The 14,974-nt window shown below is 28.2% G+C and carries 12 protein-coding genes and 1 pseudogene; 5 read left to right on the top strand and 8 right to left on the bottom strand.

Going from position 1 to position 14,974, the window contains the following annotated elements; all coding sequences use genetic code 11:
* Nucleotides 1-13: 13 nt before the first annotated feature.
* Together IC214_RS04110 and garR are read right to left on the bottom strand one after the other, a co-directional pair.
* On the bottom strand, nucleotides 14-1,396 hold the full coding sequence (locus IC214_RS04110; RefSeq protein WP_227824312.1) for a GntP family permease: 1,383 nt from the start codon (nucleotides 1,394-1,396) through the stop codon (nucleotides 14-16).
* A gap of 147 nt (nucleotides 1,397-1,543) precedes the next feature.
* Nucleotides 1,544-2,452, bottom strand: a pseudogene (garR, locus tag IC214_RS04115) (2-hydroxy-3-oxopropionate reductase); the annotation flags it as partial.
* 399 nt (nucleotides 2,453-2,851) lie between these two features.
* Here garR and IC214_RS04120 point away from each other — a divergent pair.
* The 3 genes from IC214_RS04120 (at nucleotide 2,852) to IC214_RS04130 (ending at nucleotide 4,744) form a co-directional block, all read left to right on the top strand.
* Nucleotides 2,852-3,523, top strand: coding sequence for a GntR family transcriptional regulator (locus IC214_RS04120; RefSeq protein WP_227866262.1), 672 nt, complete (start codon nucleotides 2,852-2,854; stop codon nucleotides 3,521-3,523).
* 100 nt (nucleotides 3,524-3,623) lie between these two features.
* Nucleotides 3,624-4,172, top strand: a complete 549-nt coding sequence (locus tag IC214_RS04125; protein WP_227434418.1) for an L-2-amino-thiazoline-4-carboxylic acid hydrolase — start codon at nucleotides 3,624-3,626, stop codon at nucleotides 4,170-4,172.
* Between the two features lie 263 nt (nucleotides 4,173-4,435).
* A complete protein-coding gene (locus IC214_RS04130; protein ID WP_227434417.1) occupies nucleotides 4,436-4,744 on the top strand; it encodes a hypothetical protein in 309 nt (102 codons plus the stop codon).
* Nucleotides 4,745-4,888: 144 nt separating this feature from the next.
* Here IC214_RS04130 and IC214_RS04135 read toward each other — a convergent pair whose 3' ends face one another.
* From IC214_RS04135 to IC214_RS04145, 3 genes are all read right to left on the bottom strand, one after another.
* Nucleotides 4,889-6,679: an ABC transporter ATP-binding protein gene (locus IC214_RS04135; RefSeq protein ID WP_227434416.1), complete on the bottom strand. Its 1,791-nt coding sequence runs from the start codon at nucleotides 6,677-6,679 to the stop codon at nucleotides 4,889-4,891.
* Complete coding sequence (locus tag IC214_RS04140; protein ID WP_227434415.1) at nucleotides 6,679-8,406, bottom strand: ABC transporter ATP-binding protein; 1,728 nt, start codon at nucleotides 8,404-8,406, stop codon at nucleotides 6,679-6,681. Before IC214_RS04140 ends, IC214_RS04135 begins: the two co-directional genes overlap by 1 nt.
* Nucleotides 8,407-8,653: 247 nt before the next feature.
* Nucleotides 8,654-9,190, bottom strand: a complete 537-nt coding sequence (locus tag IC214_RS04145; RefSeq protein ID WP_227434414.1) for a dihydrofolate reductase family protein — start codon at nucleotides 9,188-9,190, stop codon at nucleotides 8,654-8,656.
* Nucleotides 9,191-9,530: 340 nt separating this feature from the next.
* Between IC214_RS04145 and IC214_RS04150 the strand changes: the two genes are divergently transcribed.
* The gene (locus IC214_RS04150) at nucleotides 9,531-10,643 is read left to right on the top strand and encodes an alanine racemase (RefSeq protein WP_227434413.1); all 1,113 of its coding nucleotides are present in this window, start codon (nucleotides 9,531-9,533) and stop codon (nucleotides 10,641-10,643) included.
* Nucleotides 10,644-10,871: 228 nt separating this feature from the next.
* Here IC214_RS04150 and IC214_RS04155 read toward each other — a convergent pair whose 3' ends face one another.
* The 3 genes from IC214_RS04155 to IC214_RS04165 are packed head-to-tail and all read right to left on the bottom strand — an operon-like array spanning nucleotide 10,872 to nucleotide 13,217.
* Nucleotides 10,872-11,381 (bottom strand): YjiG family protein, encoded by a 510-nt coding sequence (locus IC214_RS04155; protein WP_227866263.1) that lies wholly within the window; start codon nucleotides 11,379-11,381, stop codon nucleotides 10,872-10,874.
* A 1-nt stretch (nucleotide 11,382) separates the two neighbouring features.
* Nucleotides 11,383-12,030 (bottom strand): nucleoside recognition domain-containing protein, encoded by a 648-nt coding sequence (locus IC214_RS04160; protein ID WP_227866265.1) that lies wholly within the window; start codon nucleotides 12,028-12,030, stop codon nucleotides 11,383-11,385.
* 14 nt (nucleotides 12,031-12,044) lie between these two features.
* On the bottom strand, nucleotides 12,045-13,217 hold the full coding sequence (locus IC214_RS04165; RefSeq protein WP_227866267.1) for a M20 family metallopeptidase: 1,173 nt from the start codon (nucleotides 13,215-13,217) through the stop codon (nucleotides 12,045-12,047).
* Nucleotides 13,218-13,480: 263 nt separating this feature from the next.
* On the opposite strand from IC214_RS04165, the gene IC214_RS04170 reads away from it, so the two are divergent.
* On the top strand, nucleotides 13,481-14,842 hold the full coding sequence (locus IC214_RS04170) for a hypothetical protein (protein WP_227434409.1): 1,362 nt from the start codon (nucleotides 13,481-13,483) through the stop codon (nucleotides 14,840-14,842).
* Nucleotides 14,843-14,974: the final 132 nt, after the last annotated feature.

The following is a 14,974-nucleotide window of genomic DNA, read 5'->3' on the forward strand; positions in this document are numbered from 1 at the left end:
ATATTTATATTTTTTATAAGCCTGGAAGTGGTATAATACCATTTATAACACTAAGTAATAAAACCATTGCAAATGCTGTAATACCAGCTATTGTACCTCCTATTGTCCATGAATTTAAAGTATCTTTAACTGACAATCCACTAAATCTTGAAAGTACCCAGAATCCAGAATCGTTTGGAAGAGAAAAACCAACACCACCAGCACATATAGCAAGCCCTACTAAAACTGGTGACATCCCAGTTGCTAAAATTGTCGGTCCTAAAATTGATGATGTAGTCACTAGTGCTACAGTAGCAGAACCCTGAGAAATTCTAAGTAATGCACTTAATAAGAATCCAAGTACTACAACTGATATACTAAGACCAGACATAGTGTCAACTAAGAAGTTTCCTATTCCACTAGCATTTATAACACTACCAAATGCTCCCCCTGAACCTGTTATTAATAGTATCAATCCTGCTGAATCGGCAGCTTCAATAACAACATCTCCCATAGGTTTACTTATGTACTTCTTTAAAAATACTATTGCTACCAATATTCCAAGTAATATTGCTATATTCTTATCTCCTATAAAAGCAAGTATTCCACTCATTTTAGAACCTTTTTCTAAAAACATACTAAATACATTTGATACAAGTATAAGAAGTATTGGGAATAATAAAGAAAACATAGAAACTCCAAAACCAGGGACTTTATTAGAGTTATCATCTTCAAGTTCAATACTCTCTTTTTCTTGTTCTAAATTTTTTTCTCTATTATTTTCGTCAATTGCATAAGCTGGATATTTTTCAAAACGTTTTCCATAAATCCATCCTCCTGCAAGAGCTGCTGGAAATGCAACAATTATAGAATAAAGTATAAAACTACCTACATTTGCATTTACATTTGCTGCAACAGCTAAAGGCCCTGGTGTTGGTATTACAAGTGCATGACCTACTATTGTACCAACGCCTAATGCACATACAAAAACCATAAGAGACTTCTTAGTTACTCTCGAAACATATTTAACTATAGGCATCATTATAACAAATGCAGCATCCATAAACACTGGAATTGAAATTAAAAATCCTGCTGTAGTTATAGCTAACGCACTATTTTTTTCTCCAGTTCTAGCCAACAATCCCTTTGCAATAGATTCTGTTGCTCTTGATTCTGAAAGTATATTTCCAAATATTATTCCAAGTCCAATTACAATACCAATACTACCTAATGTATTTCCAAATCCAGTTGATATTGTAGTTGAAATTTCATTTATAGGCATTTTAACCATAAATCCTGTAATTATTGATGTTATAAGTAATGCCAAAAATGGGTTTACTTTAAACTTGATAATTGACACAAGCAAAATTCCTATAGATATAATAAATGCTATCAAAAGTCCATATCCTGTAATCATAATCTTTTCCCCTTTATAATTTACTTTATTATCTCTTGACCTTATTTTTTCTTTTATTATGATATTGTAACTCTATCATCTCTGTATAATATAATCTAAATCTAATTTTTATAATACATATCTACTATATCATCAATATCTTTGCCATTAGTTATTGTGTTTTTTTATTTCAACACCTGCTAATTTTTCAAAATATTGAGCTATTCCACCATGGTCATCTTCTAAGTGTCCATGTACTTTTAATGTTTGCATAATTTCTAATAGCTGACTTGTCATAGGTAGTGGCACATCCAAATTATGTGCTGTCTGCATTACATTTTTTATATCTTTTAGATTGATAGATATTTTCCCACCTGGTTTAAAATCACGATTCATAATCATTGGTATTTTTGCATCCAATATTGTACTGCCAGCTAAACCTCCCCTTATCGCTTTGTACACTTTATCTGGGTCTGCTCCTGCTTTGGCTGCAAGTACAAATGCTTCAGATACTGCTGCTATTGTAAGATTAACTATTACTTGATTTGTAAGTTTTGTAACACTTCCACTACCATTATCTCCAATTAAGATAGCTGAGCTTCCCATTATATTAAAGAATGGCTCTACTTTTTTATATACTTCTTCTTTACCACCAGCCATAAAAGCAAGTGTTCCATCAATTGCTTTTGGTTCACCCCCACTTACTGGCGAATCTATAAATTCTAAGTTCATTTGCTTTAATTTTTCTGCACATAACATAGATTCTGTAGGTGTAACTGAACTCATATCTACAATTATACTTCCCTCTTTTAAAGTATTTGTTAAACCATTAGCTCCAAATAATATATCTTGAACAATAGCTCCATTTGGAAGTATTGTAAATACAATCTCACACTCTTCACCTATTTCTGAAAGACTTGCATATTTTGCACCATACGATACAAGCTCATCTACAGCACATTTATTAATGTCATATACTAAAAGATTACATCCATCTTTTAGTAAGTTTTTGGCCATTGGTTTTCCCATTATTCCTAATCCGATAAATCCTAATTTCATTATATACCCCTCCATATTTTCATATTTTTGAAAACGTTTTTTATGATTTAAAGTATACTACACACCAGTATACCGGTCAATATAAAATATAAAAGTATTTATTTTAACAATAAAACACGATTTTTAGATTTATATAATAGATTTTATCTATAATCATTATATTTAACGCATACTATTTATATTAAATAAACCACACTATTTTTATATTATATTTAATCATACTTTATATTAATTATTTTTCTTTATATCAACTATTTTTATCAATAATTAAGTATCATTCAACTAAACCTTTATTTATATCGCCATATCATCCAATATATAATTTAAATTTCAAAGGATTGACCTTAATTTTACTATGTTGTATTCTTAACATTATATAAGTTTTTGTATTTTTACATTGTTTAGGAGGGGTAAAATATGGCTACATTTAAAAGATTACAAGAACAAGCATATGACTATTTAAAAGAATTAATACTATCTGGTGAAATAATAGAAAATGAAATATATTCTGAAACAAAGCTTGCAAGTGAAATAGGAATCTCAAGAACTCCTATAAGAGATGCTCTTCAAAGACTCAGTCAAGATGGTTTTATAGATATCATTCCAAGTAAGGGTTTTAAAATTCATCAAATCACAGCCAATGAAATTGTAGAGATATTTCAAATACGTTCTGCAATAGAAGGATTTTGTACTTTTTTGATTACGAGCCAATACAAAGAGCCTAGAGCAATTCAAACTATAGATAAATTAAAGTATCTTTTAGATAAACAAAAAGAGATTGTATCAAGTGATAAGAATTTAAACACATTTGCAGAATATGATACTTTATTTCACACAACAATCGTCTCATATGCTCAAAATACTGAATTTAATAAGATGTTCAACAGCTATATGTACAGAATAAAAAAATTAGCTCTTGATTCATTATCACATGAGGGAAGACTAGAAACAACATTAAAAGAGCATACAGATATTTTTAATAATATATCTAATGGATGTACTGAAGATATTTACAAAACAACACTTATTCATATGGAGACTCCTAAATACATCAATTTAGAAGATTTTTGTAATAATAAATTATTTTAATAATCTATTTACATTTACTAAAATGTTATTTATCTCAAATCAATTTCTTATTTATAAAAAATACTCTATAATTATAATGTAACTACTATTATTTTAAGGAGTGATTTTTTTGAACAAAGATACTGTAACTAATGAAACTATTGACAAAGATTATGCTATTGAAGAAGTTCGTATGGCTTGTAAACATTTTGGTGATTTATATTTTTATTTTACCAAAGTATTAGTTGAGGAATTTGGAAATGAAAAAACTGCTGAAATATTAAAAAAAGTTTTGTTTGAAAGATCAGAAGAAAGAGCTATTTCTATGAGAGAAAGAGCCAATGAAAATGGAGATGAATTGATTGCTGACAATATTGCTAGTATAACTGATGTTCCATTTTTAGGTTGGGTTCCTGAATTTGAAGAGTTACACTGTCCTTATGGAGCTTCCTGGCTTTCACGCTTTGAAGAAAATCCTTGGTTTAAGCAGTTTGCATCCCTTTATTGTGATGTTACTGATACCACTGTTGCTGAGGTATTTACAGGAGATACATCACATAAAATAACAAAAAATATTCTATGGGGTGATAAAGTTTGTGAGAGAATATATTTTCATGATGATAATATATCTCAAGGTAAATATACTTACGGAACTAGAAACTGCAAGTAAATAATTTAATTTTTCTATATTTTTATACTATATTTTGTACTTTTTCATATAAATATTATAACTAGTCTTTTATTTTACTTTTGTTTAACTTAAAGATAATTTACTTTTAACTTCTATGAATTAACATATAAGTAATAAAAAATTTATCTTTATAAAATTATAGCCTTTAGGTCTATAATTTACATAATATTTATACTCTTTATAAAATTTTTTAGAAGCTTCTATTGTTATACTATAAAACTATCTTGAGAAAGGCTGATTAAATGTTTAATAAAATATATGAAAAAAAAGAATTTATAGTTTTTCAAGTTAAAAAAGGTTATGTAGTTTATAATACTAGAAAGAATTTTGAAGAAGGTCATACACACTTAAAACATTTTGAGGCAGCAAAGACAGCTATTGACTTAGCTATAAACAAAAAAATTCCTCGAAGTAAAGACGGATATTATCTAACTAGTTTAATTCGCATAAGTGACGATTGTTATTACATCGATAAGTTAAGTGAGTTATTATATGTCAGAGAACAAAAAGGTAAAAAAGAAAAATACTGCAATTCTAGCTATCAGATATAACAAGATTAATTGTCAAATATAAATATTTTTAAGCTTAAATATAAAGAGTATCAGTAAGTTTATTAAAAAATAACTTTGCTGATACTCTTTTCAATTCTAACGTTATCAATTTAAATTTTAGCTATTATTCATGCAGATATTTTACTATTCAGATTCTGTATCTGCAAATTGGCTATTATAAAGCTTCTCATAAAATCCGCCTTTTTCCATTAGTTCATCATGATTACCTTGCTCTATAATACTTCCATTATTCATAACCAAAATCAAATCAGCATTACGAATTGTAGAAAGTCTATGTGCTATAACAAAACTAGTTCTACCATTCATAAGATTTCTCATTGCCTTTTGAAGCATCAATTCTAATCTAGTATCAACAGAACTAGTAGCCTCATCTAATATCAATATTGAAGGATCTGATATAAAAGCTCTAGCTATAGTTAAAAGTTGTTTTTCTCCCAACGATATATTAGATGCTTCTTCATTTAAAAACATATTGTAGCCATCTGGAAGTGTAGTTATAAAGTGATGTACATTTGCTACTTTTGCTGCTTGTATAATTTCTTCCTTAGTAGCTCCAAATCTACCATATTCTATATTTTCAAAAATAGTACCATTAAATAACCATGTATCTTGAAGTACCATTCCAAACATTGAACGTAAATCTTCACGTCTCATGTTTCTGATATCTACTCCATCTACTTTAATAGCTCCTCCCTTTACATCATAAAACCTCATCAATAAGTTTATTAATGTTGTTTTACCTGCTCCAGTAGGACCAACAATAGCTACCATTTGACCACTTTTTATTTCTACATTTAAATCTTCTATTAAAGTCTCACTTTCTCCATATCCAAAATTCACATGTTCAAATGTAACATTTCCTTGTACATTTTCTATCTTAACTGGATTTTCAACATCAGGAGTTTCCTCTTCTTCATCCAAAATTTCAAATACACGCTCTATTGCTGCAAAAGAAGATTGTATTACAGTTGATAATTGTGTCATCTGTGAAAGAGGCTGATTTATTTGCCATATGTAACGTACAAATGCTTGTAAATTTCCAACTGTTATCCCTCCACTCACTGCATATATAGAACCAACTACTGCTACTGCTGCAATTCCAAAATAAGTTACTAATGAAACCATTGGATTCATCATACTTGATATAAATTGTGCCTTAAATCCATTTTCACAAAGTTCTTGATTTACTTTTTTAAATTCTTCTATAGAGTCTTCTTCTTTACCATATAATTTTATTTCATTAAATCCAGTATACATCTCTTGTACTTTTCCATTTAATTTTCCAAGAGCATTTTGTTGTAATGAAAATCGCTTTTGTGATTTTTTTACTATAAACTTAGATACAAAATAACTAATTGGAATTATAAAAAGAGCTATAAATGCCATATATACATTAATTGTAAACATCATAGAAATTGCCAAAATTATTACTAAAATTGAGTTAATAATTTGCATAAAACTCTGTTGTAAGGCATTTGATATTGTATCTACATCATTTGATATACGGCTTAGTACATCTCCAAAACTATTGCTGTCAAAGTAACTAATAGGCAGTTTTCTTATCTTATTTTCTACTTCATTTCTTAAGTCTCTCATAGTATTTTGAATAGCATTTGTAAGTAAAAAACTTGAAGCATACGTAAAAATTGCATTAGCAACATATATACATGCTAAGAGTGCCAAAATTTTTACTACATAGTTAAAATTCACAGATGCTCCTGGTATTCCTTTTGCTATACGAATTACATCTTTAGTTAATTGTGTTATTATTAATCCCTCTGTTTTAGGAGCAATTGCATTCATAGTAGCTGCTAAAATTATACATATAATAGCTATAATAAATGAAAATTTATATTGCTTTACAAATGGAAGAAGTCTACCAATTGTTTTTTTAAAACCTTTAGACTTTTTCATTATTCCAATTCCTCCTTTTTCAACTGAGATGTTGCAATTTCATAGTATATTTCACAATTTTTCAATAATTCCTTATGAGTTCCCATTCCAACAACTTGTCCTTCATTTAGTACTACAATTTTATCAGCATCAATAATTGAGCTGATTCTCTGTGCAACAATCAATACAATTGCATCTTTTGTTTCTTTTTTTAGCTTAGAACGAAGTATTGCATCAGTCTTAAAATCTAATGCAGAGAAGCTATCATCAAATATATATATTTCAGGTTTTCTTATAATAGCTCTGGCAATAGAAAGTCTTTGCTTTTGACCTCCAGATACATTAGCTCCACCTTCACTAATTAATTCATCAAATTTTCTAGGTTTTTTTGATATAAACTCATATGCCTGTGCAACTTTGGCTGAATGTTCTAATTCTGATGTTCCTGCTTTATTTTTACCAAATCTAATATTATTTGCTATACTACCAGTAAAAAGCAATGCCTTCTGAGGTATAAACCCTATCTTTTTTCTTAAAGCCTTTAAGTCATATTCCCTTATATCTACTCCATTTATCTTAATACTACCTTCTGTTACATCATAAAATCTAGGTATCAAGTTAATTAAGGTACTTTTTCCACTACCAGTACTACCTATAAAGGCAACTGTTTCACCAGTCTTTGCAGTAAACGAAATATCTTTAAGCACAGAAGCTTCTCCATCTGGATAAGTAAATGTTACATTGTCAAATTCTATAAGTCCTTTATTTTCAGTATCTTTTACTCCATTTTTAGGATTTTTTATAAGTGGTTCTTCTTCTAAAATTTCCTTTATTCTATTTGCTGAAACTTCTGCTCTTGGATACATGATAAATACCATTGAAAAAAGCATAATTGAAAACATAGCATGGAAAAGATATTCCAAAAATGCAACCAATTGTCCAACTTGAATTTCTCCAATATTTATTTTTTCACTTGAAATCCAAAACACAGCCAAAACAGCTATATTTAATAATAAAAAGAATGCGGGTTGAGTAATTGACATAAGCTTAAACAATTTTTTAGAAACATTAGCATAATATGTATTTGTTTCTTCAAATCTTTTTGTCTCATAGTCATCATTCCCAAATGCTCTGATTACTCTTATTCCCGTTAAATTTTCTCTTGATATAAGGTTTAGTTTATCCAGTCCTTTTTGTTGTTTAGACGATATTGATTGAGAAATTTTTGCTATTACTGCTACTCCAATAATTATAAAAGGAACTGATATAGCTAATACCAAAGAAAGCTCTACACTTGTTCTAATTGTCATGATTATACTTATAATAAACATGACTGGAGTTAATAAAGCTGTTCTAAGAAGTATATTTACAAATTGTTGAATTTGAAATGCATCATTTGTAGTTCTTGTAATCATTGAAGAAATCCCAAATTTATTGTATTCAGTGTGTGAAAATTCTTGAGATTTTTTAAATATATCATTTCTTATATCTCTAGTTACTCCTGTTGATATTTTTGCAGAACAATAACCCAATAATACACTACCTACAACTCCTATAATAGAAATAACAACTATTACTATTCCCATTTGTTTTATGTAAGTTGTGTTTTGATTTGCAATACCATTATCAATTATTTTAGCTATTATTGTTGGTATACCTAATTCAACTAATGCAAAACTAAATATAGCCAGTATATTTAATGCTATTAATAACTTATAATTTTTTAAATAATTTAAAATTAATTTCATATTCTACTCCTTTCTTAATTTTTGAGACAGTGTAATTATTATGTAGTAATGCCAAGCTTATGAATACTTGCTTTTATAAAAAAAGGAGAAAAGAGTTAGTGCACTCTCTTCTCCAGCATATTCTTTTTAATACACCCTCCGATAAGTCGCTTCTATGTTACCATATTTGACAAGTAATGTCAATTTATATATAATTTAAGCTTTTAAATACTTTATTTTATAAAATGATAACAAGCCAGCACATACTTTATACTTGTTTTTTACTATATTCTAATTTTACAAGTTGTTCTATATTACTAACCTTTTTAAGATTTAAGTTTGTTCTCTGTATTCCAGCTTTAAATAATGGAATTCCTCTACCTAATATTATTGGCAATACATATACAAAATAATCATCAATTAGATTATCTTTTGTAAATAATTCTACTATTTCACTTCCTCCAATTATCCAGATATCTTTCCCATTTTTCTCTGCTCTAATTTGCTCAATTAGTTTTTTAGGTTCCAAATTGGTATACTTTACATTTTCATTAACTCCACTAGTAGTCTTTGAATACACATAACATTCTTTCCCTTTATAAAACCATTCATTTGGGCTTAGTTCATTTATTATTTGTGTATATGTTGAATTTCCCATAATAACTGTATCAATTGTATCGTAAAAAGTATTATAATCTTCCTGTTGAGAATCTGAAGCTACTTCATCTAAAAAAGCTACACTACCATCTTCTTCTGCTATATAACCATCTAAACTCATTGCAATATAAAGTACCACTTTTCTCATATTTGCTACCTCCAAAATTTATAATATAAGTTTTTTATGCTGAAATAAAATTTTTACTTATTTAAAATACCCTATTAAATAAAACTCAAACAGTTTTAAGTAAAACCACAAAAATAAAACATTATTATATATACAGTTTAATAGTTACATAATTTGATAACCAATAAATATATTGAAAATTCTAATTAATCTAAATAAATATTGCTCTAACCTCATACTGGTTCTATAATATAATTAGAAGATATTTATATTATAAAATTAATCTTATCATAATATTTATTAATATCGTAAAATTAAGACCTGTGATTGATTTTATTTTTATTGAAAGGTGGTAAACAATATGAAAATTTCAGAAATTGCTACACCAAGCTTTTTACTAGATTTAGACCAGTTAGAAGAAAATATAAATACAATACAAGAAATTTGTACAAAGAATAACAAACAGCTTTGGCCTATGCTTAAAACTCATAAAAGTACATATATTGCAAAACTTCAAAAAGATACAGGTGCTACTGGATTTCTTGTTGGAACTCTTGATGAAGCTGAAGCTTTGATAAATGCTGGCTTTAAAGATATTATGTTGGCTTACCCTTACATGGGAGATGCAAATATAAATAGGGTAGTAACCATGGCTTCAAAAATAAATTTAATATGTGCTACAGATAATATAGAATGTGCAAGAGCTTACAGCAAGGCTTTTTCTCTAGCTAAAATTGAATGTAAACTACTTCTTATTGTAGATTGCGGATTACACCGTTTTGGTGTTAAACCAGAAAAAGTAGTAGAACTTGCTATTGAAATTTCAAAACTAGAAAGTATAAAGATTGTTGGAATAAGCTCACATCCAGGTCAAGTATACGGTTGCAGTTCTCCAGAAGGTGTACCAGATGTTTGTGTTCAAGAAAATTCTGCTATGGAAAAAGCATCTAAATTATTAACTGATAATGGATTTAATATAGATATTGTAGCTTCTGGAAGCACTCCAACAGTTGAAACTGAAGCTACTTCTAAAACTATCACTGCTGTAAGACCTGGAAACTATGTATATTATGATGCTATACAAATAGCTTTAGGATGTGCTACTGAAAAGATGTGTGCTCTTACTGTTGTATGTACTGTAATATCAAAAAATAGTGATGGATATTATTTAGTTGATTGTGGAAGTAAATGCCTTGGACTAGATAAGGGTGCTCATGGAAATAGTAGTATTGTTGGCTATGGTATAGTTTGTGGACATCCAGAACTTATTATTGATTCACTTTCAGAAGAAGTTGGCAAAATTAAAGTAAATGGAAAAACTAATATAAAAATAGGTGATAGGATAAGAATCATACCTAACCACTCTTGTTCTACTGCAAACTTAACAAGTAATTTACTAGGCTTTAGAGGAGATACAATAGAAAAAGTCATTGAAGTAGATATACGTGAAAATTCAAAACATATTGTACTTTAAAAATAAAATCATAATAAATTTATATTGATATTAACTAAAAATGAATTTAATTTATTGTTGATTTAAAGATATTAAAACAAAACATAGAAAGTTTTAAAAAAAAGCTCTAAAAACATAGAAAATCTAAAAGAAGTTTACTACTATACTAGTAAACTTCTTTTTTAATTAACATATCATTTTTTAATTAGTACATCATCATGACATTATTATGTTAGTTTTATTTAATTTTTACATTAATCCCATAAAAGTAAGTAAAACTCTAACTATCAACATACCTACCACTGCATCAAATATAGGAACTGCTAATAGTAACATTCTATACTTAGTGCTAGTATTAGCTACAAGAACTATTCTAGCGTAATGACCAACTAGAGTACCCATTAACATACATGGCATAATCAAAATAGTTGCTTGTGATGCTGTAATTATACCTTGCGCAAATAAATTTGCGGCTGTAGCTGCTCCTGCTGCCTTAGCAAAGAAAGCCGCTATCAAAACTACGACTGATTCTCCAGGTAGTCCAAAAATCCCCATTACTGGACCAAAAACATTTCCTAAAATATCAACTATACCAGTCAATTGTAGAAATTGTACTATTACATACCCCATTATCATGGCTGGCAATATTTGTTCAACACCTATGTAAAAACCTTTTTTTGCGCCTCCCATAAATGTTTCAACAACAGTTTTTTTTGGTTTACTATTTACAATTGTACTTCCAGTATTTTGTTGACTCATATTACGCAGCCTCCTTATTTTTATTCTTTTTATTTTTTATATTTATAATTAGTCTAACTAGATTGGCACCAAGTATTTTACAGAATATCTCTATAAGTATTATTGGACCTAATGCCAATAATGCTATTGGCAAAAGTGGCGCTTGAGTACTTATTGTATTTAATATAACTGCTGAACCAGCATATTGATAAGCTACAAATATAGTTCTTTCATCATCCGTTATTTCTCCGCTTTCACATAATTCTTTTGTCATTATTGAGGCTACATCTGAACTAGTAAATGAAGATACAAATGCTATACCCGCTATTCCAGGTATCCCAAGTAAAGGTTTAAGTAATGGATTAAATATTTTTGATGCAGCTTTCATCCCTCCCATAGATTCAACTACATCAATAAGTCCTACAGCAAAACACACAGTTGGTATTAAAGTAAGTGCAAATAAAAAACCATCCTTTGCACCAGTTCCACTCTTTCCCATAAAGTCTACGCCATCTGAAATAGTACCAAATGAGCCAGTTAAGTTAGCAAAGTCTAAAGCTTTTAGAAATCCTTGACTCTCCTTAAAAATACCAGAAAATAGTATTATCAATACAAATAAAGACATATATCCTTTCCATGTTACCTTATTATCTCCAGCTGTTGTATCCATATAAAATCCCCCTTTTATATATCAAATTTATCTAAATTTAAAACAATTGTAGAAATCAATTTTACCCTTTCAAACATAGAATCTACTAATGCATATTCTCTTGAGGTATGATTCCATTCTCCTTTTACTCCAAAAGAACATATCGCAGGAACGTTTGCAATAGTTAAATAGCTAGCATCTGAACTTCCTCCAAGTCTCTTAGAATTTATTTCACCAAACCCATTTTCTTTTGATACTGTATTTACAAATTTATGAAACTTCATAACATCCTCTGTAGTTTCAAATGGCATCATTTCACTTACAAAATCAACATGTGTAGAGGTTCCTTCTATGTAAGTATCTTCACATATTTCTTGAATTCTTTTTTTAACATTCTCCATTTCTTCTACTTTTTCAAATCTAAGGTCTACTTCTATACTACAATCTTCAGGAATAGAATTTGATACTCTTCCTCCTTTAATTATACTTACACTTGCTGTAGTCCCAACTTCAAGATTAGTCAATTTTTGTATTTGTAATATCTTATTAGCCATTTCTTCTATTGCATTTCTTCCACCTTCAAAATCATTTCCTGCATGTGTTTCTACACCTTTTACATTTATATTACACCCGATTCTTCCTTTTCTACCTACACATAAGCTATTATCTACCAACCCAGTTTCCATATTAAATGCACATAGACCACCTTTTGCTTCTTTTAATATAATGTCTCCTCCGTTTGAATCCTTATGTCCTATCTCTTCATCACCTGAAAAGACTATTTTTATTGGTCTATCTTTGTATCCTATCTTATTTAAAGCCTTGATAACGTATAAAGAAATTACTATTCCACCTTTCATATCTAACACACCTGGCCCATATGCTTTTCCTTCCATTATTTTAAATGAATTTTCTCCAAATGTACCTATTTCAAAGACAGTATCCATATGCCCTGAAAAAATTATTGGTTTCTTATTTCTGTTAGAACCAAGTGTACCTATTAATGTACTGCCATTATTTCCAGCATCTATTAAATCACAATCTAATCCTTCTTTTTCAAACTCACATTTTAATCTATCAGCCAATTTATTTACACTCTCTTTACAGTTTGTATAGCTTTCAATATTAACAATCTCTTTCCACAGTGAAATGATTTCTTCTCTATTCTCGTCAACAAATTTAGAAATCTCCTTTAAATATGTAATCATAATAATCTCCTTTATTTTTGAATAAAATTTTTTTCCTAAAAGCTGAGTTTATACTTTAAGAAATTTTAAAAGACTAGTCCTTAATTACAAAATAACACAATTATTTTCATCAGTCAACATTTTTTCAGTATATTTTTTATTTTCTGATTTTTCTTTTAATTTTTACTTTGTAAAATAAATTGACGCTTTTTATCTACTATTATAAAATGAGGTTATAAATTGATAATTAGTTACAATACTTTCGAAATTTTAAAGGAGGTTTTATGAAATATAAGATTGGCTTTTTAACAACATCTTATTTTATGGCAGATAACTTTAAACAAGCTCTCGAAGAATTAAAAGATATTTGCGAAATTACATACATTGAACTAAAAGGTGAAAATCCTTTTAGTAATTTGCCAAATATATATAATGAACAAGTAGATAATTTTGATGGATTTGTTTGTAGTGGTCTAATTCCATATAGTGAGCTTATAATAAATATAGAGGATATAAAGGTCCCATTAAGTTTCTTAAAGCTTGATGAAAGAGATTTTTATAAATACTTATTTAAACTATTAAATAGTAAAAGAGAGATTGATTTTACAAAATCATTTATTGATTTTTTAAGAGAAGATAATAACTATTATGACATCTATTCATTGATAGATTCTAAAAACTGTCCATATACAATTAGAGATTTCAATATTCCTCAACCTGTATATGACTTTAAAAAATTAAATGATAAATTATTGGAGATACACTTAGATTTATTAAAAAATAATAAGATTAACCTTTCTATTACTAGAAATTATATAATTAATTGTGAATTAAATAGACTTGGATATGATTGTATTTATATGGTGCCATCTACTGAATCAATCTTAAACACATTTAAATCTGTAATAAACGAAATAACATTAAAAAATTTAGATAAAAATAAATCTGCAACTTGTATAGTCACAATAAATAGCTCAGAGTATATAAATGATGACCTAATATTTAAAAATGATGAGATACAAAATCAAATATACAATACTATCTTAAATTCTTTATCAAGAAATGGGTTCTATGGAGTTCAAGTCAAAAAAAATGACATGAAAATAGAAATACATACTACTAAAGAAATGCTAAATAATATGACTAAGGATTATACAGAATTTTTTATTTCAGAAGACTTAAAAGAAATCAAGTATAGCTTAAATATTGGTTGGGGAATTGGCAACACAAATATTCATGCAGAACAGAACGCTCGTCAGGCAAATAGTAAATCAGCTTCTCTAGGTGGAAATTGTACGTTTATAGTAAATGACACTAATAATATAATAGGACCTTTATATTCAAATAAAAATTCTAATGACCTGGAAGAAAGTTCAATAGCTAATAAAGTTGCTTCTTTCATTCCTTTATCTAATGTAAATGTATCTAAAATTATGAGTATGATTAATGATAGAAATTCAAATAATGTATCAGCAGAAATATTATCAGACTATATGAATATAACTCTTAGAAGTGCAAATAGAATCCTAAGTATCTTATATAAGGCTGGTATTGCAACTATTGTAAACACAAAACTGGATAATCAAAGAGGTAGACCACGAAAAATATACAAAGTTGATTTCTTAGCTTTTTTAGATAATATGTAGAGAGATAACATGTAGAGATTGAAGTCTGAATTATTAGCTTTTCCAATAAAAATAATAATTTTCCACTGATTTTCAATAAGCAAAGTTTTTAAATATGAATATACAAAATGCCAGAATCCTCATAAACACTAT

The sequence above is a fragment of the Clostridioides sp. ES-S-0190-01 genome (genome assembly GCF_020658275.1).
Taxonomy (GTDB): domain Bacteria; phylum Bacillota; class Clostridia; order Peptostreptococcales; family Peptostreptococcaceae; genus Clostridioides.

What these genes read in the sequence shown, in the direction of transcription:
- IC214_RS04130 (WP_227434417.1), top strand. Translation starts at nt 4,436, where the DNA reads ATGTTTAATAAAATATATGAAAAAAAAGAATTTATAGTTTTTCAAGTT.
- IC214_RS04120 (WP_227866262.1), top strand. Translation starts at nt 2,852, where the DNA reads ATGGCTACATTTAAAAGATTACAAGAACAAGCATATGACTATTTAAAA.
- IC214_RS04150 (WP_227434413.1), top strand. Translation starts at nt 9,531, where the DNA reads ATGAAAATTTCAGAAATTGCTACACCAAGCTTTTTACTAGATTTAGAC.
- IC214_RS04145 (WP_227434414.1), bottom strand. Translation starts at nt 9,190, where the DNA reads ATGAGAAAAGTGGTACTTTATATTGCAATGAGTTTAGATGGTTATATA.
- IC214_RS04155 (WP_227866263.1), bottom strand. Translation starts at nt 11,381, where the DNA reads ATGAGTCAACAAAATACTGGAAGTACAATTGTAAATAGTAAACCAAAA.
- IC214_RS04110 (WP_227824312.1), bottom strand. Translation starts at nt 1,396, where the DNA reads ATGATTACAGGATATGGACTTTTGATAGCATTTATTATATCTATAGGA.
- IC214_RS04140 (WP_227434415.1), bottom strand. Translation starts at nt 8,406, where the DNA reads ATGAAATTAATTTTAAATTATTTAAAAAATTATAAGTTATTAATAGCA.
- IC214_RS04170 (WP_227434409.1), top strand. Translation starts at nt 13,481, where the DNA reads ATGAAATATAAGATTGGCTTTTTAACAACATCTTATTTTATGGCAGAT.
- IC214_RS04165 (WP_227866267.1), bottom strand. Translation starts at nt 13,217, where the DNA reads ATGATTACATATTTAAAGGAGATTTCTAAATTTGTTGACGAGAATAGA.
- IC214_RS04135 (WP_227434416.1), bottom strand. Translation starts at nt 6,679, where the DNA reads ATGAAAAAGTCTAAAGGTTTTAAAAAAACAATTGGTAGACTTCTTCCA.
- IC214_RS04160 (WP_227866265.1), bottom strand. Translation starts at nt 12,030, where the DNA reads ATGGATACAACAGCTGGAGATAATAAGGTAACATGGAAAGGATATATG.